General features: G+C 44.3%; 26 protein-coding genes. 5 read left to right on the forward strand and 21 right to left on the reverse strand.

All coding sequences use genetic code 11. From position 1 onward, the window contains the following. Positions 1 to 31 precede the first annotated feature (31 nt). On the reverse strand, positions 32 to 1,609 hold the full coding sequence (gene murJ, locus M0C34_RS16225) for a murein biosynthesis integral membrane protein MurJ (RefSeq protein ID WP_248712714.1): 1,578 nt from the start codon (positions 1,607 to 1,609) through the stop codon (positions 32 to 34). Between the two features lie 238 nt (positions 1,610 to 1,847). On the opposite strand from murJ, the gene rpsT reads away from it, so the two are divergent. Further along, positions 1,848 to 2,108 carry a 30S ribosomal protein S20 gene (rpsT, locus tag M0C34_RS16230; protein ID WP_248712715.1) on the forward strand — a complete coding sequence of 87 codons (261 nt, stop codon included), beginning with the start codon at positions 1,848 to 1,850 and terminating at the stop codon, positions 2,106 to 2,108. A 59-nt stretch (positions 2,109 to 2,167) separates the two neighbouring features. On the opposite strand, the gene M0C34_RS16235 is transcribed toward rpsT, so the two are convergent. From M0C34_RS16235 to rppH, 8 genes are all read right to left on the reverse strand, one after another. Beyond that, positions 2,168 to 2,464 carry an ArsR/SmtB family transcription factor gene (locus M0C34_RS16235; RefSeq protein WP_248712716.1) on the reverse strand — a complete coding sequence of 99 codons (297 nt, stop codon included), beginning with the start codon at positions 2,462 to 2,464 and terminating at the stop codon, positions 2,168 to 2,170. A gap of 138 nt (positions 2,465 to 2,602) precedes the next feature. Beyond that, the gene (locus M0C34_RS16240) at positions 2,603 to 6,859 is read right to left on the reverse strand and encodes a PKD domain-containing protein (RefSeq protein WP_248712717.1); all 4,257 of its coding nucleotides are present in this window, start codon (positions 6,857 to 6,859) and stop codon (positions 2,603 to 2,605) included. A 557-nt stretch (positions 6,860 to 7,416) separates the two neighbouring features. After that, on the reverse strand, positions 7,417 to 8,355 hold the full coding sequence (gene nhaR / locus M0C34_RS16245; RefSeq protein WP_248712718.1) for a transcriptional activator NhaR: 939 nt from the start codon (positions 8,353 to 8,355) through the stop codon (positions 7,417 to 7,419). Between the two features lie 65 nt (positions 8,356 to 8,420). Continuing rightward, positions 8,421 to 9,647 carry a Na+/H+ antiporter NhaA gene (gene nhaA, locus M0C34_RS16250; protein ID WP_248712719.1) on the reverse strand — a complete coding sequence of 409 codons (1,227 nt, stop codon included), beginning with the start codon at positions 9,645 to 9,647 and terminating at the stop codon, positions 8,421 to 8,423. 194 nt (positions 9,648 to 9,841) lie between these two features. Beyond that, positions 9,842 to 10,693, reverse strand: coding sequence for a thymidylate synthase (locus M0C34_RS16255; RefSeq protein ID WP_248712720.1), 852 nt, complete (start codon positions 10,691 to 10,693; stop codon positions 9,842 to 9,844). Further along, the gene (gene lgt, locus M0C34_RS16260) at positions 10,690 to 11,496 is read right to left on the reverse strand and encodes a prolipoprotein diacylglyceryl transferase (RefSeq protein WP_371923138.1); all 807 of its coding nucleotides are present in this window, start codon (positions 11,494 to 11,496) and stop codon (positions 10,690 to 10,692) included. The genes M0C34_RS16255 and lgt overlap by 4 nt, the downstream gene beginning before the upstream one ends. A gap of 85 nt (positions 11,497 to 11,581) precedes the next feature. Then, positions 11,582 to 13,849, reverse strand: a complete 2,268-nt coding sequence (gene ptsP, locus M0C34_RS16265; protein WP_248712722.1) for a phosphoenolpyruvate--protein phosphotransferase — start codon at positions 13,847 to 13,849, stop codon at positions 11,582 to 11,584. Between the two features lie 3 nt (positions 13,850 to 13,852). Then, positions 13,853 to 14,392, reverse strand: a complete 540-nt coding sequence (gene rppH, locus M0C34_RS16270; protein WP_248712723.1) for an RNA pyrophosphohydrolase — start codon at positions 14,390 to 14,392, stop codon at positions 13,853 to 13,855. Between the two features lie 639 nt (positions 14,393 to 15,031). Here rppH and mutH point away from each other — a divergent pair. Next, positions 15,032 to 15,700 carry a DNA mismatch repair endonuclease MutH gene (mutH, locus tag M0C34_RS16275; RefSeq protein ID WP_248712724.1) on the forward strand — a complete coding sequence of 223 codons (669 nt, stop codon included), beginning with the start codon at positions 15,032 to 15,034 and terminating at the stop codon, positions 15,698 to 15,700. A 97-nt stretch (positions 15,701 to 15,797) separates the two neighbouring features. Continuing rightward, positions 15,798 to 16,121, forward strand: coding sequence for an isoamylase early set domain-containing protein (locus M0C34_RS16280; protein ID WP_248712725.1), 324 nt, complete (start codon positions 15,798 to 15,800; stop codon positions 16,119 to 16,121). A gap of 62 nt (positions 16,122 to 16,183) precedes the next feature. Here M0C34_RS16280 and rplS read toward each other — a convergent pair whose 3' ends face one another. From rplS to rpsP, 4 genes are read right to left on the reverse strand one after another with little or no spacing between them, the layout of a single operon-like run. Next, positions 16,184 to 16,537: a 50S ribosomal protein L19 gene (gene rplS, locus M0C34_RS16285; RefSeq protein WP_248712726.1), complete on the reverse strand. Its 354-nt coding sequence runs from the start codon at positions 16,535 to 16,537 to the stop codon at positions 16,184 to 16,186. 27 nt (positions 16,538 to 16,564) lie between these two features. Next, positions 16,565 to 17,338, reverse strand: a complete 774-nt coding sequence (trmD, locus tag M0C34_RS16290) for a tRNA (guanosine(37)-N1)-methyltransferase TrmD (RefSeq protein WP_371923084.1) — start codon at positions 17,336 to 17,338, stop codon at positions 16,565 to 16,567. 8 nt (positions 17,339 to 17,346) lie between these two features. Beyond that, positions 17,347 to 17,877, reverse strand: a complete 531-nt coding sequence (gene rimM / locus M0C34_RS16295) for a ribosome maturation factor RimM (RefSeq protein WP_248712727.1) — start codon at positions 17,875 to 17,877, stop codon at positions 17,347 to 17,349. Between the two features lie 23 nt (positions 17,878 to 17,900). Then, positions 17,901 to 18,146, reverse strand: coding sequence for a 30S ribosomal protein S16 (gene rpsP / locus M0C34_RS16300; protein WP_248712728.1), 246 nt, complete (start codon positions 18,144 to 18,146; stop codon positions 17,901 to 17,903). 301 nt (positions 18,147 to 18,447) lie between these two features. On the opposite strand from rpsP, the gene yjjG reads away from it, so the two are divergent. After that, positions 18,448 to 19,125, forward strand: coding sequence for a pyrimidine 5'-nucleotidase (yjjG, locus tag M0C34_RS16305; protein WP_248712729.1), 678 nt, complete (start codon positions 18,448 to 18,450; stop codon positions 19,123 to 19,125). On the opposite strand, the gene M0C34_RS16310 is transcribed toward yjjG, so the two are convergent. Then, complete coding sequence (locus M0C34_RS16310) at positions 19,122 to 19,331, reverse strand: ribosome alternative rescue factor ArfA (protein ID WP_248712730.1); 210 nt, start codon at positions 19,329 to 19,331, stop codon at positions 19,122 to 19,124. The genes yjjG and M0C34_RS16310 overlap by 4 nt on opposite strands. A 114-nt stretch (positions 19,332 to 19,445) precedes the next feature. Here M0C34_RS16310 and M0C34_RS16315 point away from each other — a divergent pair, with 114 nt between their 5' ends. Further along, positions 19,446 to 19,790: a DOPA 4,5-dioxygenase family protein gene (locus M0C34_RS16315; protein WP_248712731.1), complete on the forward strand. Its 345-nt coding sequence runs from the start codon at positions 19,446 to 19,448 to the stop codon at positions 19,788 to 19,790. Positions 19,791 to 19,843: 53 nt separating this feature from the next. Here the strand turns inward: M0C34_RS16315 and M0C34_RS16320 are convergent, their stop codons facing one another. The 7 genes from M0C34_RS16320 to urtA form a co-directional block, all read right to left on the reverse strand. Next, entirely contained in the window at positions 19,844 to 20,200 is a 357-nt protein-coding gene (locus tag M0C34_RS16320; RefSeq protein WP_248712732.1) for a zinc ribbon domain-containing protein, read from the reverse strand. A 9-nt stretch (positions 20,201 to 20,209) separates the two neighbouring features. Then, entirely contained in the window at positions 20,210 to 21,445 is a 1,236-nt protein-coding gene (gene fmdA / locus M0C34_RS16325; RefSeq protein WP_248712733.1) for a formamidase, read from the reverse strand. A 39-nt stretch (positions 21,446 to 21,484) separates the two neighbouring features. Next, positions 21,485 to 22,174: an urea ABC transporter ATP-binding subunit UrtE gene (urtE, locus tag M0C34_RS16330; RefSeq protein ID WP_248712734.1), complete on the reverse strand. Its 690-nt coding sequence runs from the start codon at positions 22,172 to 22,174 to the stop codon at positions 21,485 to 21,487. Between the two features lie 11 nt (positions 22,175 to 22,185). Then, complete coding sequence (urtD, locus tag M0C34_RS16335; RefSeq protein ID WP_248712735.1) at positions 22,186 to 22,950, reverse strand: urea ABC transporter ATP-binding protein UrtD; 765 nt, start codon at positions 22,948 to 22,950, stop codon at positions 22,186 to 22,188. Next, positions 22,937 to 24,145, reverse strand: coding sequence for an urea ABC transporter permease subunit UrtC (gene urtC / locus M0C34_RS16340; protein WP_248712736.1), 1,209 nt, complete (start codon positions 24,143 to 24,145; stop codon positions 22,937 to 22,939). Before urtC ends, urtD begins: the two co-directional genes overlap by 14 nt. A gap of 12 nt (positions 24,146 to 24,157) precedes the next feature. Then, a complete protein-coding gene (gene urtB / locus M0C34_RS16345; protein WP_248712737.1) occupies positions 24,158 to 25,084 on the reverse strand; it encodes an urea ABC transporter permease subunit UrtB in 927 nt (308 codons plus the stop codon). A 66-nt stretch (positions 25,085 to 25,150) separates the two neighbouring features. Next, positions 25,151 to 26,413 (reverse strand): urea ABC transporter substrate-binding protein, encoded by a 1,263-nt coding sequence (gene urtA, locus M0C34_RS16350; protein WP_248712738.1) that lies wholly within the window; start codon positions 26,411 to 26,413, stop codon positions 25,151 to 25,153. Positions 26,414 to 26,676: the final 263 nt, after the last annotated feature.

Below are 26,676 nucleotides of genomic sequence, written 5' to 3' on the forward strand. Positions count from 1 at the left end.
TTTCATCAAAAACCGACGGATTATAGCTTGTTTAGTCCGCAGTTACAGCCCCGAAACTGCTTTTCAAGTGCGCTAATCTAATCCCTAAACAAAATAGCAAAACCAGGTAGCTGACTACAGCAACTGCAATACAGATTAAAAGTTGCAACACACTGTCAAACCACGACAATGCAAACCATTGCTCAGCAATGGGTGAAAGCCAAACAATAAGCCCTCCCATGACCAAAGATGCAGCCACAATTTTGGCTATACATACCGTGGTTGGAGAACTGAGCTTATACACGCCCTGCTTATATAAGCCTCGATACAACAAACTAGCATTCAGTATGGCAGATAATGCCGTAGCAATAGCCAGCCCTACATAACCATAGGGAATGGCAAAAATAAGGTTAAATCCCATGTTGCTTGCCATGGCGATAATGCCAATTTTCACCGGCGTTTTAGTATCTTGACGTGAGTAATAGCCTGGCGCGAGCACCTTCACCAGCATAAAGAACAGCAAACCACCGCTATACGCTATTAGGCTATACGAAGCATTAAGCACGTCTTGCTGATCAAACGCACCGCGCATAAATAATACCTGTAAAATGGGCTGAGCCAGCAAAGCCATACCCACCGTGGCAGGAATGCCCAAAAAGCAAACCATACGCACTGCCCAATCCATGGTTTGTTGAAATTGCTTTGGATTCTTATCCACATGACGCTGAGAGAGGCTCGGCAATATGACTGTGGCAATGGCGATCCCAAATAGTCCCAGAGGAAACTCCAGTAAGCGATCAGAGTAATACAACCAAGATATAGAGCCCGTCACTAAGAAGCTGGCGATTAAAGTATCCAGCAGCAAATTGATTTGGCTGACCGACACGCCAAACAAAGCCGGAATCATCAAGGTACGAATTTTAGTTACGCCAGGATGCTTCCAGCCCCACTTAGGCTTACTCAGTAAGTTGAGCTTATATATAAATGGCAGCTGAAATAATAATTGAATCAAACCACCAACAAACACCCCCATTGCTAACCCAATTTCAGGTTGCTCGAGGTGGGGAGAGACGACTAAGGCAAAACCGATAATCGCCACATTGAGCAATACCGGAGTGAAAGCGGCGACCGCAAACCGACCAAAGGCATTGAGAATAGCCCCCGACAAACCAGTAAAGGTAACAAACCACAAATAAGGAAAGGTTATTTTTAAAAGAAAGGCTGACAATTCAAATTTTGCGCCATCTGGTCCATCTTGTAACCAAGAAATAAACCAACCGGTACCAAACAATGCCGCTACTATCGGTGAGCCGACAATCCCCAGCAGAGTGACAACGGTGACAATCAAACCTAAGGTTCCGCTCACCTTGGCGACCAGTTGCCTAACCTCATCCTCGCTGCTGTTTTGCTTGTACTCTGTCAGTACCGGGACAAAAGCTTGAGCAAATGCCCCTTCGGCAAATAGCCTACGTAGAAAATTAGGGATTTTGTTGGCAAAGAAAAATACATCGGCAGCAACACCGGCCCCCATTAGGTTCGCAATAACAACATCACGAACCAAACCTAACACCCTAGAGATCAAGGTCATACCGCTCACAATGGCGCCTGATTTTAACAAGGATTTACTCAATGCACTGTCCTGTAGCCAATTTATACAAATTCCTCTGCCCTAACATAGAAAATGCTGGTAGAATCGCGCCACAGTTTACCCGCCTATAGAGATCGATGCTACGACCGTAACGTTTAGTTAGGTTTTACTTGCTTGGATATTTATAGTTGGTTAAAAATTGTTTGACATAAACATGAAAAACGGGCATATTCCACGGCCTTAAAATTCATAATTCCAAGACAAAGTTCAGGAGTTAACCTTGGCTAATATTAAGTCAGCTAAAAAACGCGCTATCCAAGCTGAAAAGCGTCGTCAGCATAACGCTAGCCGCCGCTCTATGATGCGCACTAATTTGAAAAAAGTTATTGCAGCTATCGAAGCAGGCGATAAAGATGCAGCTCAAGCAGCATACACTGTTGCTCAACCTATCTTAGACCGTTACGCGTCTAAAGGTTTGATCAGCAAAAACAAAGCCGCTCGTCATAAGAGCCGCATTGTTGCTAAAATCAACGCACTTTAATTTAAAGCGCTTGAAAAAAAACCGGCTTATGCCGGTTTTTTTATATCTATCAAACAGACTTAGTCTGGGCAGTACATGCTATGAAGCTGTGCCAATATGGCGGTTGCTTCGTCGCTCGCTAACGAATAATAGACCGTTTGCGATTCTTTTCTGGTAGCCACCAAATTATCTTTACGTAACCAAGCTAGGTGCTGTGATAAGGCCGATTGGCTTAATTCAACGCGCTGGTTCAATTCGCCTACCGTTAATTCGCCTTCTAACAGATTACATAAAATCATCAAGCGACTTTCATTAGCCAGCGCTTTAAGTAGTTTTAATGCCGGTTCAGCATTTTTCTGCATGTCTTGTATATTCATCTTCATACTCAATGACATTGGTTGAGCAAACTATACGTGAAATGATTTACGCTCGCTAGATAAACCCCATTTTCAGCCCTTCTTTAGCCGACAAAAAAGCCGCTATTTAGCGGCTTAAGGGCTTATATACAAGTATTGCTATTGCGCAACAATCGTATATTGCATGGTGGTGTCATTCACCTCAACAAGGTAACTGCCTACCACTTCTGTGAAGATGTCTCCACCGGACGGATCTAACACTGCATCATTGTTGTTATCACCAAAGTTAGTTGACCAGTCACCATTTACATCAAACTTAAAACGTTGATCATTTTGGCCATCAAAACTCACCGTAGTTCGCCAAGTGTTATCAGCCACTAATGTCATTGCCGTGGTTTGCCAATTATTGGCAGTACCACGGAAATATAACTGAGCTAAGTTAGCCGTATAATTAGCGTTAGGGTCAACCACTTCTACCACTACCGATGCTTGGCCGATTTTACCTCCATCGTCAGTCACTGTTAGGCTCATGTCGTGTGAGCCTGGCGTGCTGTAAGTAACCGTAGTGGTTTCGCTTACAGAGCCATTACTCCATAGGTAACCGGTAATAGTACCGTCACTATCACTAGAGCCAGCAGCGCTGTAAGTAATGCTTTGACCAATATCTACCTGAGTCGCAGAGGCGCCAATAATTGCGCTTGGCGCTTGGTTTGCGTTCAACTCTGTAAGGCTATACGCCAAAGTTTGATCGTTCACTTCAACCAAATAAGAACCTGATACCGTAGTGAAGATATCTCCACCCGTTTGCTCTAATACTCCATCAGCGTTGCTATCACCGTAGTTTTGGCTCCAGTCATTGCTCACATCAAACTTAAAGCGTTGATTAGCTTGACCATCAAATTCAACCACTAACTGCCAAGTATTATCGGCAACCAAGTTCATCGCAGCTGCAGCCCAACCGTTTGCAGTACCACGGAAGTTAAGTTGATTGAAGTTTTTAGCGTTCTCATCACTTTCCACCGTTAATACTGCTTCAGCAGTAGCGGTGGCGCCTTCATTGTCGGTAACCGTTACGCTCAAGGTTTTAGACACATCAACAACGACCTGGATACTGCTCGTCGTTTCACCGGTACTCCACAAGTAGCTGGCAATAGCTCCATCTTCATCACTTGAATCCGCAGCACTTAAGTTTACGGTAGTTCCCACTGCAACGGTTTGGCTCGCAGGTGAAATACTCGCTACAGGCGCTTTATTAGGTACAACCGTTAAGGTTACTGAAGTATTCGCTGTTTTTCCTTGGTTATCACTCACCGATAGGCTAATGGTTTGAGTCTCATTAACGGTCACTGAAATTGACTCGGTAGATTCTCCCGTACTCCAATTGTAACTAGCAATGGAACCATCACTATCAGTCGAACCCGCGCCACTTAGCGTTAGCACTGTGCCTTTAGCCACTGTTTGGCTAGCAGGGCTAATGCGTGCAACCGGAGCCACGTTTGAGTCTAAACCATCTGGAATACCCGCAGCAATAGCACCCGCAGCAACATTCCAGCTGCCTTCTTCAACCTGGTAGTTTTGACCACCGTTACTGTCCCACACCCCATTACAATTATTGGCAGCAAACTCTAGTTGGCTTCCATCTTCTAAATCAACCGTTAAGCTATACCAGTTGTCAGCCAAACTGTGCATTGGATCGCCTGGCGCAGTTGTCCAAGTGATTGCGCCGTCTATAGTGTAGTGCAAACATACTTGTCCCCAACCACTATTGTCTTGGTAATAAAGAGTCGTAGTTACCGACTGGCCAATGATACGGTAAGTGATACTGGTTGACGCTTTTTGCCCGACACTGTCGGTTACCGTAACTGATACGGTTTTACGTTCATCAAGAGTCAGAGTAATCGAAGGGGTCGTTTCGCCAGTGCTCCATAAATAGCTAGCAATGGGGCCTTCTTCATCGCTAGATCCTGCAGCGCTTAAGGTCACTACAGTGCCTAAGTCCACGTCACCACCAACCGCATCAATCACCGCCACAGGACGTTTATCACCAATAACCACAGTATCGGTAAAGAATACCGCTTCGCCCGCAATCGCGCCGTTTACGTCTTCAACGGTTTTTCCGCCTACACTGCTAAACTGACCAGCCCCCACATACACTTGCTGAATGTCAGAACGGGTAACATTCCCCTTACTATCAGTGGCTTCAATGTAGTAATCCAATAACTGCTCTTGGTATTGATCAATGTAGGTGAAATACATGTTGCCGATTTTTTCAGCGGGCACCACTTCAAACATTTCTTTACCAGAGGGTTGCCAATCTACACCATTAATATCTCCGCTTAAGTCACGCTCGTTCATGCTGAAGCTTTGCCATTCACCCACTCTAGAGGGGTCAACATTTGGATCGGTACTATGCGCACTAGGGTCATATAACTTAAAGGTTTTATCGGTAGCCGTTGCCCATTTGTCTTTGTGCACTCGAACCTTGACTTGAATGTCCTGAATATTGCTCACATCATAGCCGTAGGTGTAAATAGCAAACTTGGTATCGGCATAAACCGTTGCCCACCCTTCCGCTTTACTTGAGTTGGCACTGCCGGGGTTATAAGGATAACGTTGCGGCCACCAAAGAGACGGGCCGGTTTTATCTTGGCTAATATTGGCGTTTACGTAAGGTGTAGTGAAATGCAAAGACTGGTTAAACGAAACCGTCGGTTTTACACCATCATCAACATTCTCGTCGTAGTAACCAAAGCCTGAATCAATAGAAGCAAGTAAGAAATACCAGCCTAATTCAGCAGGGTTTGCCCCACCCGCGTAGTTGTTGTTGACGTCGCCTTTTACTGGAAAAGACATCATCCAGGGGTTTAATTGATTACCTGGGTAGGTCACTTCATTATCGCGAGCGGTACTTGGGCTCCAATAATTTGGATTATTGTCCAACCAAATTTGCTCTGCGGTTTTAGCATAGTTTTCTGCGGCCTGTAATAAAGCAAAGTTGCGCTCTAAATAATGGTAACCGAGTTCAAGCGACACCATATGCTCACGACTAGCGACAAAATCAGTGCCATTAGCTGTATTAAACTCGGCCATTTGGCCACGCCAAACCCCCATAGGAATATGCCAGTGATACCACGTTGGATCTGCCGACGAATCACGGGTATCAATCCAAGATCCGTCTTGCACATGCACCACATCATCCGCGGGGATAGGGTAAGCTTGTAGATACTCATCTACTCCCATGCCTCGCACTGCGCTGTCGGCATAAGTGACATTACCCGAATTTGCCCAAGTATTACCATCACCCGCACAGCCAGCAGAATTATCGCCATCGTGGGCGATAGTAAAGTATTGGGTTCTGCCAATAGATGCGGCATCCCCTTCAAACGCTTTTATCGCATCAGCCGTCACTTTACATTGATAGCCCTCTTCCCAAGAGCTAGCTTGCTCTACAGGAATACCCGCTACTTTATGCTGTTCACCAGTATTAGGATCGACGTATTGCACCCAATGTGGAATAGAAGCAAACGGAAACTTATTATGGGTAACTTGTTGTTCGTTAAACATGTGCAGATCTACCCATGAACCAATATCACTGACATTTTGTAAATCAGCACGGTTAGGAGGGGAGATTAGGGTATCTTTGCCGGGGTCATTTAAGTAAGGGTAGTCTCGCAGGGTTCTTGAATAGTGCACGTTGCCTAATACCGACCATTCAATACCTAACTTGGTTAATACCGGAATGATCCGCTCAGAGAAACCCAACTCTGTCGGGAAAAAGCCCTTGGAAGATTTAAATGAATCTCCCAAAAAATAGTCTTGGGCAAGTGTTACGTTTTGGTAGATTAAATCTTTTAAGAAATATTCATTACCTACCAGCGGCCCCATCGTATGGTGCCCAGAAAAGTGAATCGTATCTAAAGCATTAAACCCACCACTGGTTTTAGTACTATTTTGGGTATCACGCCAATATGCCCCCCACCCAGAATTGTAGCCGTCTAAATTGCCAAGTTCGGCAAAACTTTGCACGTTATTGATCACCGATGCAGACATGGTAACGTGCGTTTGGCTTTGCGGATGATTACCATTGTTGCCTTTGGCGGTATCCATGGGCCAGCTTAAATACGCCCCTTTCTTCGCATGATGCTGATAATACGAGACTAAATCATCATGTGGCATCGGAGCGCCACTACCTGGTATAAAAAATGTGTAATTAGCAGGAGGATTATTTTTTAGATTAATGACTTGCCCATCGTAGGTATAACGAACCGGCTCCCCGATAGATAAACCGTCATATTGGCTAATGTCGTAGTAAGGCCAAAAATTTGGCATGTGATTATGATATATATGGGTAGCGGCTATTTCTGCTTGCGCAGAGATCGACGCAGCCACCATACTGATGGCGAACACCTTTTTCATGATTTGCTTCCTTTCCCGTACTCGTAGCCCTTAGGCCACTCATACGCTTACTCGCTGATTAAAATACAGAAGCCAAACATGGGAAAGTTTAGTGTTAACCGAATTTTTATTACCCAACTACCGTTTGTTTCTGCGCGCAGATGCCTAGGCATCACTCGTTAAACCAGGTTGAGATGGACCTAGGCTTAACAAGGCTTCTGTAATACAGCTCAATGAATGGAAACTTAAATACAACCAAGACAAAGAGTTACCAGAAACATTTGATGTTGGTCTTTATGCCAACAATTATTATTGTAGGGAGTTCGCAGCGAAACGCGCTTAGGCAATTGCACGACGACTCAACATATTGTTTTGTGATTTTGCTAACGCGTAGACTAACGCTTGGGAGAGCAATAATTAAGCAAGATAAGTGTTAAACATGCTTAGCTTCAAATAAACAACCAAGGTCAAACCAATTTATTTGATATAAGCCTCACTAACAAGCGCAGACATATCTTCTTGTTATTGAGTTAAATTTGTTCATAAATATTATAAGAATATTTACCGCTGCGCGTTGCTTAGCGGCGACTAAAATTCAGAATTTCATCGACATTCTGTAACTGCTGTTTCCCAGAAAACAAGGTAGAGAAATCGCTATTACATAGCTGCTTAACCGAAGGGTGTTGAATCATGCGCTCAGCAAACAACAGGTGGTACTCTTCTGTTAGCTCATTAGTGATACCTAATAAGTGGGTATTAGGGTTAGCCAAAATTTCTTCTGTATAAATAGCGGGGGCAACAAAAATACCATCGGTATAAGCGCCAAAAGCTTTCATTAAGGCAGCATCATCAAACTCACCCAATACCGATACTTTTAACCCTAGCTCATCAAACCAAGCCCAAAGTTTTCTGCCCAAGGAACTACGTCGACCTGGCAACAGTAAACTACGTTGCTCTAAACATGCAGGAAAGGGTAACAAGGGTAAAGGTTCATTAGCAAAAAAGGCGATACCACTTTCACCCAGTTTTTTACTTAATACGCCATCTTGCTGAGCATGGTCTAAGCCACAATCAGAAAGGATCATGTCTAACTTGTGCTCTGCCAGTTGAGATAACAATAATTCGTGGGTTGATTCAACGCAACGCAATCGAATATTTCCATCAGCGGGCACTGCCGATAAAAGAATTCGACTTGCTAAACGTTTAGATAGTGCGTCAGCCACCCCAACTTCAAACAACAATTTTTCTTGTTGAGAGTAGTTAACAATATCCAGCATCTCGTAACTAAGGCTAAACATTTTATCCGCGTATTTGTAGACCAATTGGCCTAATTCTGTAGGCGTAATTTTAGGGCCACGGCGAATGAATAATTCTCCCGCTAAGCGTTGCTCTAACTGCTTGATCTGGCCAGTAACTGTTTGGGGGGTGAGAAATAAAGCTTCAGCTGCCGCGGTCACGGAGCCGCGCTTATAGGTCATCCAAAAATAATATAAGTGGTTATAGTTTAAATGTGACATGCCTTACCTAACAGCAAACCCCTTGACGGGGTTTGCATGATTAATAACGTTCGGCCTTCACGAATCTAAACGGAAGACGCACTGAGAGATTTGTTGTTTTCTCCCGACTGACTACTAGCCAACTTGGCGGCTTCTTCACGGGTTGACCAATGCAATAAACCATAGCCAAGCAACGCTGCAGTAACCGACCCAGCCAATATAGCTAAACGCGATAGCCCTATCAAATCAGTTTGGCCAGCAAAGGCAAGTGAAGAGATAAAAATAGACATCGTAAAGCCAATACCACACAACATAGAAGTGGCGAGTAATTGGGTATTATTCGCGCCCTCTGGCAGCTTAGCCCAACCTGCGCGAATCGCTAAGCGACTGCAAGTGTAAATACCTAGAGGTTTACCAACCAGCAGGCCAAGGATAACACCTAAAGCAAGCGGGCTTTGAAAGCTTTCTAAGCTAATACCTGCCAGCGGCACTCCCGCATTGGCAAACGCGAAAATAGGCACAATGAAGAAGCTAGAGGCGGGGTGTAAAGCATGCTCTAACTTCTTCAAGGGAGAGCCACCGGTGCTTGCCTTAATTGGAATCATAAAGCCTACAATCACACCGGCTAAGGTAGCGTGTACCCCAGATTTAAGTACCGCAACCCACAGCACTAGGCCAAGCAACATATAGGCGCTTAAGCCTGCGTGGCCACGCCTATTTAGCATCCACAAACCTAGCGTTGCCGCAACAGCCCACACCAACGGCATAATCGCGACTTCGCTGGTGTAGAATAAGGCGATAACCACGATAACTCCCAAGTCATCAGCAATAGCCAATGCCAATAAGAATACTTTCAAGCTGGCAGGCACACGCTTACCTAATAAAGCCATGACTCCCAGTGCAAAAGCAATATCTGTAGCAGCAGGAATTGCCCAGCCTTTGGCGAGTTCAGCATCCCCAATATTAAACAGAAGGTATACAGCAGCAGGGACAACCATGCCACCAACGGCAGCAACTACCGGTAACAAAGCCCTCTCTTTCGAAGAGAGTGCCCCCTCAACCATTTCGCGCTTAACTTCCAAGCCAATGACCAAGAAGAAAATGGCCATTAAGCCGTCGTTAATCCATAACAACAATGGCTTATTAATATCGAGTTCAGCAATACGCACCTGAAAAGGCGTATCTAGAAAAGCAAAATAGGCTGGAGATAACCAAGCGCTGTTGGCCATAAACAAAGCCACCACAGCAGCAAGCATTAATAATATGCCGCCGGCAGCTTCCATTCGAAGAAAACGATCAATAAATGATTTCATAACAGCTCACTGAGTAAAATGAACTAAGTATTTTACTCAGTGATGTAATGAAAGATATTCACTTGTAGCTACGCTTATCATCGGAATTTCCGATGATAAGGCAGAAAAACAACAGTTTAACCATTGGTTAACAGAAAAACTGAGAAGTAGACATCGCTGAGTTAACAAATAACTCAGCTGCGATTTAAAAGGGGCTACACCGAGAAGGGGTAAGCGATAGGGTCGTGAAATTGATAATCCGTCACTTCAAAATCATCTAATGTGACCCATGTCTCCAAGTCCTTCAGCGACTTTATATCGGGGTTTATATGCAATTTGGGGGCAGCAAAAGGCTCACGTTTTAACTGAACATCCTTCATTAGCTGAAGCTGATCTTCGTAGATATGTGCATTCACAATTTTATGGTAAGCCTTACCAGGTTTATGCCCGGTAATCTGAGCCATCAAAGCCAAAAATGTAAACACTTGGATCTGATTAAAGTTTTGGCCAAGCGGCACGTCACACGAGCGCTGAGACGAGGTAAGGTACAAAGTATCACCCAACAACGAAAAAGTATGGGTATGCATACAAGGGCGTAAGCAGCCTAAATGAAATTCACCGGGGTTATAGAATGACAAAATCTCACCACGGTCATCAATGCCATTTGATAAGTCATCCACAATCTTTTTAAGTTGGTCTACAGTACCACCTTCTGGCTTGCGCCACCCCCGCCCTTGAACACCATAAACACGCCCCATATCGTTATCGCCTTTACGCGCGGGGTTGTTTAACCATGCTTCATTTTCATTAGCATTAGCTAACCATGTTGGTGTTCCTAAGGCTTTAAAATCAGCCGCGTTATCCAAGCCTCGAATATAGCCCAGTAACTCTGCGATAGCCGCTTTCCAATAACTCTTCCGCGTGGTGACCAACGGAAACTCATTATTCGCCACATCGTATTCTAAATCAGCATTAATAACGGTTAAGCAACGTTTGCCGGTACGTTCATTTTCGATCCAGGTACCTTGGTCCACGATTCGTTGACAAAGATCTAAATACTGTTTCATGCTTTACTCTCTGTGGTGTTGCGACGGTAAGCCCATGCGATAAACAAGGCTCCGAATATGATCATCGGCAATGACAAAATCTGCCCCATGCTCATGCCTAAACTCAACAAACCTAAATGGCTGTCTGGCTCACGGAAGAATTCGATAATAAATCGGAAGCTACCATAACCTAACAAAAACGCGCCTGAAATAGCCCCCATCGGCGGTTTACGTTTTGCGTAAGCCAGCAAAATAATCAGTAGTACAACCCCTTCCAAAACCACTTCGTACAGTTGCGAAGGGTGTCTAACTACCGCACCGCCTGTAGGGAAAATCATCCCCCAAGGCATATCGGTGGCCCGCCCCCATAACTCGCCATTCATAAAGTTGCCCAAGCGACCAGTGGCTAAGCCAAAGGGGATCAGGGGAGCAATGAAATCAGCCACCGTAAAGAAGTGCCGTTTAGTATGGCGAGCAAACCACAGCATCGCGGTAATCACACCTAACAAGCCGCCATGGAAAGACATTCCGCCAGTCCAAATCTTAAATAAATATAAAGGATTATCTAAAAATTGAGGGAATTGGTAAAACATCACATAACCGACTCTGCCGCCGATAATCACTCCCACAAAACCATAGAACAATAAGTCACTGACTTCAGCACGCGTCCAACCGCTGCCGGGTTTATCGGCCATACGATTACCCAGCCACATCGCAAATAGAAAGCCGAATAAGTACATTAAACCGTACCAGCGTATGTCTAAGGGACCGATGCTAATAGCGATCGGGTCAATCTCAGGGAATTGCAAAGGTGTAGACACGATAAATTGCTCTATTTAAGAATTAAAAAGAATGGGCATTTTGCAGCGAATTACGCCATGAAACAAGCTTTCACGCATGCGAAGAAGGTTAATGTTTACTAACACGTACTAACTGTGACATTTGTTGTTGTTCTAAATACTCATATAACAAAGTATAAATAGCCGAACCGCTTTGACATTTAAGGATTTTTTCCTTCATATCAAACAAATCGCTATGTTCTATATGACGAATAATGTATTTGATTTTTGCCAAATTGAAGCTACTCATACTCAAGCGACGATACCCCAACGCAATGACCAATAGAACCCCAACCGGATCGCCAGCCAACTCTCCACAAAAGCTAACCGGTGTATTATATACATTGGCTTGCTCAATGATTTGGTTAAGCGCCCTAACCACGGCCGGGTGAAAAGTATCAAATAGCTCAGCGACCCGAGTATTATTACGATCTACAGCCAATAAATATTGGGTTAAGTCGTTACTACCTACCGACCAAAAATCGACCCGTTGGGCTAACTCTGGTAACAGAAATAATACTGAAGGCACTTCCAGCATTACCCCGTGTTTAGGTCTAATCGGGGGCTCTTTCAGCTGCAATTCTTCAACAACTTCTGCCCAAGCTTGCTCCAGTAAACGAGACGCTTCGTCAACTTCATTTAGGCAACTAATCATCGGTAACATGATCGACAAATTACCGCACTCAATGGATGAGCGATACATTGCTCGGGCTTGCACTAAAAATATTTCTGGATGATCAAGTGTCAGTCTAATCCCACGCCAGCCTAAAAAAGGATTCTCTTCAACAATAGGAAAATAAGGTAATTGCTTGTCGCCCCCAACATCCAGGGTTCGCATACAAACATCTTTCCCTTGGTAACGGCTCAATATATCGCGATAGCGAACAAATTGTTCTTCTTCAGAAGGGAAACGATCTTGCATTAAAAAAGGCACTTCTGTGCGATACAACCCCACGCCATCAGCCCCGGCATTTATTGCAATATCGCTATCTGCACTTAGCCCTGCATTAATTAACAACTCAAGCCGTAAACCATCTTTCGTTATTGCAGGCTTATCTAAATCCAGCTGCACTAAACTATTAATTTCGCTTTCTTGCACTAATAGAGCAGTGTATTCATCTTTAATAATTTGTTCAGGTTCAACAAACAGCTCACCTGAATACCCATCCAACACTAATTCACAACCGCGCAGCTTATTAACATTAAAACTTAACCCCATTAATGCAGGGATCCCCATGGCTCGGGCCAAAATAGCCGCATGAGAATTAGCGGCCCCCCGTTGAGACACAACACCGGCTAAAAGTTGCCGAGGTATCTGTGCAAACATGGTGGCAGTGACTTCTTCGGCCACAACAATAACCGGCTCGGTGGGTAATAACTCGACATCAGGGCCAAGTTCTAAAGCGTGTAATAAACGTAAACCAACATCTTTAACATCTACCGCACGCTCTTTTAAATAAGGGTCATTCATTTCTTGAAACTGCTTAACATAGTGTTCAATCACTAAGCGTAAAGCCCCTTCCGCCTGATAACCTTCTTCAATTTTGTTGCGAATATCGCCGGCCAAACTCGCATCAGCGAGCATATGCTGATAAACATCAAAAATAGACGCTACGTCTTTAGGTAATTGTTCGGACAATTTAATGGCAAGACTATGAAACTCTTCACGAGTGACAATAAGCGCTGAATTGAAGCGCTCTATTTGATGGGGAATATCGTCACACACGTCTACTTGTTGTTGCTCTAAAGCAGCTGTAGAGCGATTTATCCACGCTTTAGCAATCGCAATTCCACTAGAGCTAGATCCCGCCTTAATGGCGTGAGTCCACTTGTGTTTAGTTGGTTCACTAAGGACTGCTTGAATATCAGTATTGGCTAACACCCCCGCCAGATGGGCGGCTAAAGTCACTAAAAAGGATTCTTCACTTTGGTCAAAACTTCGAGTTTCAGACTGTTGCACCACCAATACGCCCAGTACTTTGCGCTGGTGGGTGATCGGAGTACCAAGAAATGAGAAAAAACCGTCTTCAGCGGTTTCGGGAAGATATTTGAAATGCGGGTTTAATCGAGCATCAGCTAAGTTTATCGGCTCTTCGCGAACAGCGACCTGGCCAACAACGCCTTCTCCGAGCGGCACAAACGCTTTCCCAACAGCTTCTAATGCTAAGCCATCGGTAGCCCGTAACACCAAGTTTTGTTGCTGCTCATCTGTAACATAAACTGAGCAGCAATCAGTTTGCATAGTAAAACGTATTTTCTCTACAAGGATCGCCAGAGCACCGTCGAGAGTATCGGCATTGCTTACCTGTTCAACAATGGCTCGTAACTCTCCTAGCACTCGTTAAGCTCCTTTGCGTTTCTTAAAACGTCGTCTTTTGTCCTTTGGTGGCGTTCTTTCAGGTCGTGTATAAGGCATAGCGATATTCACAAATTCTTTTAACGCTCTGCGATACACTTCGCGTTTAAACGACACCACCTGCCGAACCGGATACCAAAAACTTACCCAGCGCCAATCATCAAATTCAGGATGACCACAACAATCAAATTTAATACTCGATTCTTTACCCACTAAACGCAGTAAAAACCATTTTTGTTTTTGTCCGATACAAACCGGCGGACTATCCCAACGAATTAGGCGTTTCGGTAATTTATAACGTAGCCAATGTCTGGTTGTTGCTAGAATTTTTACATCTTGCGGCAACAAGCCGACCTCTTCATGTAACTCACGATACATCGCTTGTTCAGCAGATTCACCCTCATCTACACCACCTTGAGGAAACTGCCATGAATGTTGACCATATCGACGTGCCCACAATACCTGACCACGCTGATTACAAATAACGATGCCAACGTTGGGACGATAACCATCCCCATCAATCACTGAAACAACCTTCAGCTAAAAAACTATAGATAAACTGATTCTTTCACAGATCGTCTAGCGCGGCAAATACAGCAATCACAAAGGCGTTAAATTGTAATAACAAAGGTTTAGTGAAGTTATTCGATTTATCTGTGAGAAAGTCTGTGGATAACTTGGGGTAAAAGCCAGTAACGACTACAAATAAGTAACTAAGCCTCTAAAACCAACAAAAGAAAATGCAATAAAAATGATTAAATACAACAAGTTAAACACAAACACCAACTGTTAGCAGTAAATAATACAGGCTTAGACTTGTACATAAGTTTAAACGCTCAAAAAACAAACAATCTAGAACTAACAGCATTTAGTCTTAAAATTCTGTTTCAATTATCGTCATTCTTAGTTAAATCAGCCTTAGCTGTTAATAAAAACCAAGTTAATAACAATTAGCCATAGTTATCCAAAGATTATGTGCATAAACCTGTGTGTAACTCATAGATAGCCATGAATAACTGTCATCATTCAAGTCAACGCCACGAACAAAAAGCGCTAAAGCTATTTAATTCAATAACTTAACAAAGAAAAACAGGCTTTATTCTTGGTACTGCAATTACTGACTAGCTTCTATACAATAGTATTTTTAGCAAGCTTGAATTAAGCATGACAAATAAACCTAATAGTGAAGCCGAACTCTATCAACGCGCGCAATCTTTAGCTGGATTAACTCTAGGAGAACTAGCGCAACAACAAGGCTTTAAGGTGCCCGCTGACTTTAAGCGCGAAAAAGGCTGGGGAGGTCAACTGATTGAATGGTGCTTAGGCGCAAGCGCTGGCAGTAAACCTATTCAAGATTTTCCTGAACTAGGCATAGAGCTGAAAACAATCCCTATTGACTCAAAGGGCAAGCCACTAGAAAGCACCTATGTATGTATTACCCCCCTCACCAATGTTGCAGGTTTAACTTGGCACAACAGCAATGTATACAATAAGCTTTCGCGGGTATTGTGGATCCCAATATTAGCGGAGCGAGAGATCCCTATCGATCAACGCATTGTGGCAAATCCGATCCTATGGAGCCCAAATGTCGAGCAAGAGCAACTGCTCCGATCAGATTGGGAAGAATTGATGGAAATGATCACTTTTGGCCAAATAGATCAAATAACAGCCCGCCACGGACAAGTACTGCAATTACGTCCTAAGGCCGCTAATAACAAGGCTCGCACTGCTGCAATAGGCCCCAATGGAGGGCTAATTGAAACACTACCAAGGGGTTATTATCTAAAAACCATTTTCACAGGGCAGATACTTAAGCAGCACTTTCAACTGTAAAAATATTAATCAACAGTTGACCTAGCTCTCACTTTTTTGAAAGAATCAACTTGGTCACATTGTATACGGATTTACAATATCTCTGGGAGGAGACACCATGCCGTTAAAAAAACAGTATCTTAAATCGAAGCCTGAAGTAAAAGTTACCTTTGAAATTGAAAAAGTAGCCAGCCAAGACGCTCAGCAAATTTTCTTGCTGGCAGAGTTTAATCAATGGGAGCCTATCGAACTAACCAAACTAAAAAACGGTAAGTTCAAGGTGGTAGTAAACGTGCCAACCGACCAGCAGACCAGTTACCAGTTCAAATACAAGTTATGCCTAAGTGATGGTACAGAAGCTTACGATAATGACTGGGTGGCCGACAGTTACGAAGCCAATGGTGTTGATGGCGAAAACTCAGTATTACAAGTTGTCGCCTAAACCTTTTAACGAACATAAAAAAAGCCCGCATTAGCGGGCTTTTTATTCTCGAAGAAGTAGACTTATTTAGTCGCCAACTTTTCTTTAATACGTGCTTTCTTACCAGAAAGTTCACGCAAGTAGTAAAGCTTAGCACGTCGAACGTCACCACGACGCTTAACAGTAATGCTGTCAACTATCGGGCTGTGAGTTTGGAATGCACGCTCAACGCCTTCACCGTTTGAGATTTTACGTACAGTAAATGCAGAGTGTAAACCGCGGTTACGCTTAGCAATTACTACACCTTCAAACGCTTGTAAACGCTCACGGTTACCTTCTTTTACTTTAACTTGAACGACTACTGTGTCACCAGGGGCGAACGCAGGTACGTCTTGCTTCAATTGCTCTTCTTCGAGCTGTTTAATGATATTGCTCATTACTATTTCCTAGAATTAACTGAATCTTTATTTATTATCCAAGGGCGTTTGCTCTTGGATGAACTCAGCAAGAATCTTTTCTTGCTTGTCAGTCAGAGCTAGATTCTCCAATAACTCCGGTCGCCTCAAGTAGGTTCGCCCAAGTGCCTGTTTATAGCGCCATTCATCGATTTTTTTATGGTTACCACTTAGCAATACCTGGGGCACTGCTTGCCCATCCAAAACCTCTGGACGAGTATAGTGTGGACAATCCAATAATCCATCAGAGAATGAATCCTGCTCAGCTGAAGCTTTATCCCCCAGAACTCCCGGAATTAACCGTGAGACGGCGTCTATCATATTCATTGCTGGCAGCTCACCACCACTTAACACATAATCCCCAATCGACCATTCTTCATCAACTTCAGCTTGAATCAAGCGTTCATCAATGCCTTCATAGCGACCAGCAACTATAATCAGCTTTTGCTGTTGAGCTAACTCCATTACTCCATCTTGCTTCAAGGTACGCCCTTGCGGTGACATGTAAATCACCTTAACCCCATCACCAGCAGCCTGTTTGGCAGCATGAATAGCATCCCGTAAGGGCTGCACCATCATTAACATACCAGGGCCACCGCCGTAAGGCCGGTCGTCCACCGTACGGTGACGATCATGAGTGAAATCACGAGGATTCCAACACTCAATCTTTATTAAGCCGCGTTTTACCGCACGCCCAGTTACACCATACTCGCTTATAGCATTAAACATTTCAGGAAATAGACTGACTATTCCCACCCACAATTGTGGTGTCTGTTCAGCCATAAAGGAACCTAAAAACTAGGGTCCCAATCAACAGTAATAGTTTGAGACTCGCGATCGACGTTATCAATTATCTGAGACTCTATGAACGGAATTAACCGTTCCTTTTTGCCAAAGGCATCTTTCAAATTGGCTTTCACAACCAAGACATCATTAGAACCTGTTTCCATTAAATCGGTTACATGTCCGAAGTTATAGCCACTGCGATTAACCACTTGCATGTTCATAAGATCACGCCAGTAATATTCATCATCAGCCAGCTCCGGTAGAACGTCCGGCAAAGCCGCAATATCCATTCCGGTCAAACTTTGAGCTTGTTCTCTTACATCAAAGCCCGCAAGCTTAACGATGAAAGATTTGCTGTGTCGCCGCCATTCTGTCACTTCAATTGAAGTATATTCGCCAGAACGACCTATCAACCAAGGCTGATAGTTAAATACAGCTTCTGCGTCTTCAGTGAACGAGTTAACTTTAAGCCAACCTTTAATACCGTATACGGCACCTAAGCGACCTATAACGATGGGCTGTTCTGTATTGCTCATCTTAACTCCACCAAAAAACTGAATTATGCTGCTTTAGAGTCTTTGATTAGCTTAGCTACACGGTTAGAAACCGCAGCGCCTTGGCTAACCCAGTGATCAATGCGGTCTTGTTCCAAGCGAATACGCTCTTCTTGACCACGAGCTATCGGATTGAAAAAACCTAATTTTTCAATGAAGCGACCGTCACGTGAATTACGGCTATCAGTAACAACTACTTGATAGAATGGACGCTTTTTTGCGCCGCCACGTTGCAAACGAATGGTAACCATATCGTCCTCATACTAGTTTATAAAATGTAAGGTCCCTAAATGGGATCCCCGCTAATTGAAGCCGCGGAATTGTACTCCTTTCTTGGTTAATTGCAAGCGCTACAAGCGAGTTCAATTGGTCACCAAGCAAGGTGTCAGTCAGAACTCGAGACTCAACAATAATAAGGTCAAACATTTAGCTGAACAGAAAGAGCCTAATCGCCAATGCCTTAATACCAGAGAACGATTAAGTCACTTTGACAAGCTTCATCGCTTGCCCCACCATGATAGGCTTCTTATACATACACTTAGGTAGGGTTAGATGAGGTATCAATGGGTACTGTTTGATGCTGACGAGACATTGTTTGATTTTGACGCCTTTGCGGGGCTCAAATTAATGTTTTCTCGTTATAACGTCGACTTTAGTGAGCAAGACTATCATGTTTACCAAACCAAAAATTTACCGCTTTGGGTTGACTATCAAGCGGGTAAAATTTCGGCCACTGACCTACAACAACAACGCTTTAGTCATTGGGCTCGCAAGTTAAATATTCACCCTCAGCAATTAAACAGTGCATTTTTAAGCGCTATGGCCGAAATATGTCGCCTGCTACCGGGTGCCAAAGATTTGGTAGACGCCTTATTAGGAAAGGTGAATATGGGCATTATCACTAACGGTTTTACTGCCTTACAAACCATTCGCTTGGAGCGAACAGGTTTAAAAGATTATTTCTTCCCGCTGGTAATATCAGAACAAGTCGGTGTTGCTAAGCCACATGTAGCGATTTTTGAGCATGCTTTTAAGCACATGCAATATCCTGCAAAAGACGCTATTTTAATGGTCGGTGATAATCCGCATTCGGATATTCAAGGTGGGATTAACGCGGGTATTGATACTTGCTGGCTGAATCGCCATGGGCAAGCCAAACCTGAAGGAATCGAGCCTCATCATGAGGTGAGTTCACTTAAACAGCTACAAAGCCTATTAACAGGCGTTTAAATAAATCTGAACGCCAAGATGTCGAAAGGGGCATTGCCCTTCAGCTTATGCCCCTTTCTATTATATGAACCTTTACCTTTTTTCGGCCGTTCCACTTTGCTTTTAAACAGCGAACTGGTGACCAAAGCTTTTATCGCGTTGTCGTTAATTTGTCCGCGACCATGGTCATGCACCAGCACCGACGGTGTGACTTGTTTCTTAGCCATAAAACCCCTCATAATGACTATCAAACGGCCCCTATGGCCATTAATGCTCGCTAGTATAAATCAACCACACAAAAAAGCGAACGCTCTATCACTGCCCTGCTAGGAGCTCCTAAAGTGAATACTTACCCCCAGAACCTTTACCAACATTACCACGCGCATATTTACTATGACGCAAATACGCTCAACATAGCTCAACACCTATGTCTCGAAGTAGCAGATCGGTTCAAATTAAAAATAGGCCGTCTACACCAAACTGAAGTGGGGCCTCACCCGCGCTGGAGCTGCCAAATCAGCTTCAACCACCAGCACTTTGATAGGCTAATTGCTTACTTAGATGCCCAGCGACAAGGTTTGACTATATTGGTACATGGTCAAACCGGTGATGATTTAAAAGACCACACCGAGCACGCTTATTGGTTGGGTGAAGCCGTGCCGCTTAACTTAGCCATGTTTAAATAAGGCCATAAAAAAAGTAGGCCAAGGCCTACTTTTGTATACGACGACCTACTGTTCTAGTGGCTAATCATCCAAGGTCGCATTGATGGGAACATCTTCTCACCGCTAGCCGTATAGAGCAGCTTAGACCCACCTCGCTTGGTATGAGTACAACCGCACCCTTTCTTAAGCTTCTCAGCATTCTCTGCCCGAGTATCACTGGTAGAGTGCTGCGGCTCGTGACGTGCTTTTTCATTGCGCTCGATGGCTTGTTTAGTTTCTGCCGCCATATCTAATACTGATGGCGGTAGAACAATCACTCGTGCACAAAGGGCCGCACACTGCGGACATTCGGCCGGCTTAGCGCTGTCGTCCATCGCCGCCAGTTCATAGAACAAACCATGATCGGCACATTTATAGTCATAAACAGGCATAAGTGCTCCTTACTTATCTAGGTCTGGCGCTAAGGGCATATCGATGCTGCCATCTAAGTATTTAGTGGGACCATCAGCATTGGGTTTAATATCAAACTCAAATATGTCGGTAGGTAACCATAAAGTGGCACAGGAGTTCGGCACATCGACTACCCCACTAAGATGCCCTTGCACTGGCGCGGTTCCCAACAATGAGTAGGCTTGCGCTCCGCTGTAACCAAACTTTTTGAGGTATTCAATGGCATTCAAACACGCTTGTCGATAAGCCACGTTGGCATCCAAATAATGCTGTTTGCCATGTTCATCCACTGAGATACCTTCAAAAATCAAGTAATCGTCGTAACGCGGAGTAATTGGACTCGGTTTGAAAATAGGATTTTTAATCGCGTACTTGGACATGCCATCTTTAATTAAATTAACGCGTAAATGGATCCATCCGGCCATTTCAATTGCACCACAGAAGGTGATCTCGCCGTCGCCTTGGCTAAAGTGTAAATCGCCTACAGACAAGCCCGCATCTTTAACATAAACAGGGAAATAGATTTTCGAACCGCGCGATAAGTCTTTAATGTCACAGTTGCCGCCGTGTTCACGTGGTGGCACGGTTCTAGCGCCTTCTTCGGCCGCTACTTTAGCCTCATCAGGCTTCATTTGTCCCATGTGGGCAGTAGGCGCATAAGGCAAGGCGGCTAACATTGGCACCCGCTCAGGATTGGTATCAAATAACTCTTTTTCGCGGCGATTCCATTCATCCAACATTTTTTTGTCGGGCAAACAGCCAATCAGACCGGGGTGTATCAAGCCTGCAAACTCTACCCCAGGGATATGCCTAGACTTGGTAAACATGCCGTTAAAGTCCCAAATCGACTTTTGCGCTTCGGGGAAGTGTTCATCTAAAAACCCGCCACCATTTTGTTTAGAAAAGAAGCCATTAAAGCCCCACTGTGAATCATCAAACGTGCCAATATCTAGAATATCAACCACTAACAAATCACCGGGTTCTGCCCCTTCTACACCGACAGGTCCAGTTAAAAAGTGTACTTGAGATAAATCAACATCGCGCACATCCGAAGCGTCATCATTGTTTTTGATTTGGCCACCAGTCCAGTCGATACACTCCAGAATAAAGTCATCGCCCGGCTTTACTGTAGCCGCCATAGGAATATCGGGATGCCAACGATTATGCAATTTTTCGTTATCGTATGCCGATTGTTTTAAGTCCACTTTAATTATTGTTTCTGCCATGATTATTCTCCTTGAATATAAACTACGCCTAATAGCCCGTTACACAGACAAATAGGCGGCAACTTGTTGCTCATCTACTTCGTCACGCTTTACGTCGTGCACAATTTTGCCTTTCTCTATCACTACAATGCGATCTGCAACATCAAGCGCAAAACTTAATACCTGCTCAGACACCACTATCGATAGCCCACGCTGATCGCGAATTTGTTTAAGGGTTTTGGCCATGTCCTTGATAATGGAGGGTTGGATACCTTCGGTAGGTTCATCCAGTAGCAGCACACTTGGGTTACTGGCCAAGGCTCGGGCTATGGCTAATTGTTGCTGCTGCCCTCCAGACAAATTGCCACCGCGTCGATGGCGCATTTCCCATAACACCGGAAAGATGCTGTAAAGGTCATCGGGCACACTGCTTTTACCAACACTGGTTAACCCCGTTTCGATATTCTCTTGCACCGTCATGGTAGAAAAAATCATCCGCCCCTGAGGCACAAAGCCCAAGCCAGAGGCCACTCGCTGATGACTTTTTTGGCCACTCAGTTCCTTACCATCTAGCTTCACTTCGCCACTTCGGCTGCCAATCATGCCAATTAGCGATTTCATCAAGGTAGTTTTACCCATGCCATTGCGCCCCAAAATCGCCACGATTTCGTTCTTTTCTAGGCTAAAGTTCATCCCCGATATCACTTCACTTTGGCCATAGGCCACGTGGTAATCAGTTATTTCAAGCATTCACTCTCTCCTTAATGTCCTAGGTAAACTTCAATCACTTTGGGATCGTTTTTCACCCGCTGCATCGAGCCTTCAGACAACACCTTTCCTTGGTGTAATACCGTTACCCGATCAGCAATGTCTTCAACAAATTGCATATCGTGCTCTATCACCAATACCGAACGGTCTTTAGTAATACGCTGCAATAATGAGGCGGTTTGTTTGCGCTCGGCCACCGACATCCCCGCAACCGGTTCGTCTAACATCAATAGTTCAGGGTCTTGAATCAGCAACATGCCTATCTCTAACCACTGTTTTTGACCGTGGCTGAGTAAATCGGCCGACTCGTGTAATTTGTCACTAAGAAACACCATTTCAGCAATCTCAAGCACTTTGTCTTTGACTGCTTGGTCTCGCACAAAGGTTAATGCGCCCCAGACGTTACGCCCTTTGGGGTAAGAAATTTCTAGGTTTTCAAACACACTCAAGTCTTCGTAAATGGACGGGGTTTGAAATTTGCGCCCTACTCCTGCATGAACAATTTGGTGTTCTTTAAGCTTGGTTAGCTCTTTTTGCTTAAATTTTATTGAGCCAGTGGTTGCTTTAGTTCGACCACAGATCAAATCCAGTACTGTTGTTTTACCGGCACCATTGGGCCCAATAATTACTCTAATCTCCTGCTCCTCAACATATAAAGACAGATTGTCTACCGCTTTAAATCCGTCGAAAGACACAGTGAGATCTTCAATACTCAATACAAAATCTTTACTATTGGTTTTTTGTTTAGGCTGAGGCATTTTGATAACTCCCCGTGGTTGAAGCGGGTTCAGCACTTGGCGCAGGTGGTGTTGCATCCAAGGTCGCTGTAGGCGGTTTCAACCCCACTTTGTCGCGATTAATGAAGTGCTTAAACCAAGGTTGAATGTAGGTTTGATAAAGTCCGGCTAAGCCATCAGGAAAAGCCATCACTACGCCAATAAACAAGGCTCCCATGGCAAATAGCCACAGCTCAGGAAAGGATTCAGAAAAGCTGGTCTTGGCTAAATTAACCACTAAGGTGCCGTAAATGGCTCCCAGTAGTGATAAGCGCCCACCGACCGCACAGAAGATGACCATTTCAATGGATGGCACAATCCCAACAAATGATGGCGACATAAAGCCCACTTGTAAGGTGAACATGGCACCGCCAATTGCCGAAAAGGCAGCAGCTAAACAAAAGATGAAAATTTTGAAGCTTGCCACGTTATAACCAGAGAACCTTACCCGATCTTCTTTCTCACGCATGGCGACCAGTAAACGGCCTAACTTACATTTCTTAACGTACAGCCCAATAAACAAGCAGGTGAACAGCAAACAAGCGTTAATGAAATACAATATGTATTGGGCAGACTCACTACGAATGTCCCAGCCCATCAGGGTACGTAAATCGGTAATACCATTAACACCACCGGTATACCCTTGCTGACCAATAATCAAGATAGTCAAAATGGCAGCGATGGCCTGGGTAATAATTGCAAAATATACACCGCCAACGCGACGGGTAAACATCGCAATACCAATAATAAAGGCAAATATAACGGGCACTGCAATCACCGCGAACAGGGTAAAACCAAAGCTATGGAATGGCTGCCAAAACCACGGCAGTTCGCTTAGCTGGTTCCAATCCATGAAATCAGGAATACCCGGTGTAGACTGAATCGCAGTAGCTTCAGGGCTAGAGGCTTCTAATTTAAGAAACATTGCCATGCAATAACCACCTAGGCCAAAAAATACCCCTTGTCCTAGGCTTAAAATTCCGCCACAGCCCCAACATAGCACTAGGCCTAAGGCGACAAATGCGTAAGTAAGGTATTTGCCGATGAGGTTTAAACGAAATATATCTAAGGCTAATGGCAGCACCACAAACAGGATCGCTGCTAATAGCAAGTACTTCCAAAGGTCATTACTGGCGAGCACTTTATTGGATTGGGCACGTATTTGAGTTAACAACATAAATAGCTCTCCCTATCGACGTATTTTTAATGAGAACAAACCCTGAGGGCGCAACATTAAGATGCCCACAACGGTTAACAAGGTCAGTACTTTGGCCATAGAACCACTGAGGAAAAACTCCATGGTGGATTGCGCCTGAGAAATGGTGAACGCTGACGCTACGGTGCCTAATAAACTAGATGCACCGCCAAATACCACCACTAAGAAAGTATCCACAATGTATAGCTGGCCAGCAGTTGGTCCGGTCGACCCCACCATGGTGAAAGCAGAACCGGCCACCCCAGCGATGCCGCAACCTAGCGCAAAGGTATAGCGGTCTACGCGTTCGGTATTAATTCCGACAGCCCCGGCCATTGCGCGGTTTTGCACAACCGCACGAGTTTGTTTACCTAAGCGTGACTTTTGCATTAATAGGTAAACGCCAAAGGTAATAACAATGGTTAGCCCCATCACAAATATGCCGTTTATTGGCACTTCGATAATGTCTGTTATGGCGTACGACCCCATCAACCAATCCGGTAGGCTTACGCCAACTTCACGCGCGCCAAATACGGTACGATAAAGCTGCTGTAGAATGAGGCTCAAACCCCAGGTGGCTAGTAAGGTATCTAATGGGCGTTTGTAAAGGTGGCGAATCATTGCCCATTCAACCAGCGCTCCTAAGGCTCCGGTGACAAAGAAGGCCAAAATCATGGCTACAAAAAAGTAACCATCAAACAAACCGGGCATATAATTACTAAATAATTGAGAGCATAAGTAGGTGATATAGGCGCCTAATATCATAAACTCGCCATGCGCCATGTTTATCACACCCATTTGGCCGAATATGATGGCAAGCCCTAACGCCATAAGAACAAAAACAGAAAACAAGATAAGACCGGCAAATCCCTGCATAGCAAAAATAGCGGTAAGCTCTGTACTGGTATAATCGGCAAACATTTCAAATCCCTCATGAAATTAAGCGAAAAGAGAGCGTGGCCTGCGAGTGCAGGCCACTACGATTGCTTATTGGTAACCTTTCGGGAATGGATTAGGCTCAATCAGTTCTTCAGTTTCATAGACGATTTCGTACTGACCATCGGCTTTAGCGTGGCCAATTCGAGTTTTTGACCATAAGTGATGGTTTTCATGTACTCGTACGTAACCTTCTGGAGCGGTTTTTAACTCTAAACCAGGAGACGCTGCGCGTACTTTATCAATGTCGAATGAACCGGCTTTTTCTACTGCTGCCTTCCATAACCAAGGGCCTAAGTAAGCCGCTTGAGTTACATCACCAATCACAATGTCGTCGCCCCAACGTTTCTTAAAGGCAGCTACGAACTCTTCGTTATTTTGGTTGGTTAAGCTTTGGAAGTACTTCATCGCTGCGTAAGCACCTTGGATGTTTTCACCGCCAATACCTAAGATTTCGTCTTCAGTCACTGAAATGGTGAGTACCAGTGGTTTTTCCTTAGTCATGTCAATGCCCGCGGCTTTAAGCTGCTTGTAGAAGGCAACGTTAGACCCCCCCACTACAATGGCGTAAATCACATCAGGTTTTTTCAGCTTAATTTTGTTAATCACCGAGTTAAACTGAGTATGTCCAAGCGGGTAGTACTCTTCGCCCACGACTTTCAAACCCAATTTTTCAATATGCTTGCGGGCAATTTTGTTAGAGGTTCGTGGCCAAATATAATCAGAGCCCAGTAGGAAGAAACTTTTTGCGCCTTTGGTTTTTGTTACCCAATCAATACCTGCAATAATTTGCTGAGTAGCTTCTTGGCCGGTGTAAATAACGTTAGGTGATTGCTCCAAACCTTCATAAAAAGTCGGGTAGTACAACATACCGTTATACTGTTCAAACACGGGTAATACCGCTTTACGAGAGGCTGATGTCCAACAACCAAAAACGGCTGCGGCCTTGTCTTTAACTAACAATTTTTTAGATTTTTCAGCAAAGGTCGGCCAATCACTGGCGCCATCTTCTTGCACATATTCAATCTGACGGCCTAACACGCCTCCCATTGCGTTGATTTGCTCAATGGCTAACATTTCTGCTTGCACCGAGCCTGTTTCACTAATCGCCATGGTGCCGGTTACCGAGTGCAGGATACCCACTTTAACGGTATCGTCAGTCACTGCTAGTCCGGTGGTATTCACTTCTGCAGTACTTAAAGCAGCCGCAAAACTGAGCTGCGAAACCAGCATGGCAGCAGGCAATGCCATCATTCCCTTTAAAATTTGGCGGCGCAGCGAATTGCTTAAGCCTGATTTGTCGAGTTTTTGCATAGTGGTATCCCTACTGAGGTTGTAAGACAAAGTGTCCGTACTTGGTGATTACCATCATGCAAAACTTAAACGCCGAGCAAAATGAGCCAATTGCTCTAGCGCCCTACGTCATTTGACGCATACCAGAATCGGAGAGATTGCTTTAGTGTCAGATATCCATTAATGCAAAGACTAATTAGTGATAATAAAGATAATAGAAAATCTGTAAGCAACTGATTTGATAACATTTTTAACATTATAGACAGGTAGCAACGGCCTGATTA

Origin of the sequence: Agarivorans sp. TSD2052 (assembly GCF_023238625.1) — a bacterium.
Lineage (GTDB): Bacteria > Pseudomonadota > Gammaproteobacteria > Enterobacterales > Celerinatantimonadaceae > Agarivorans.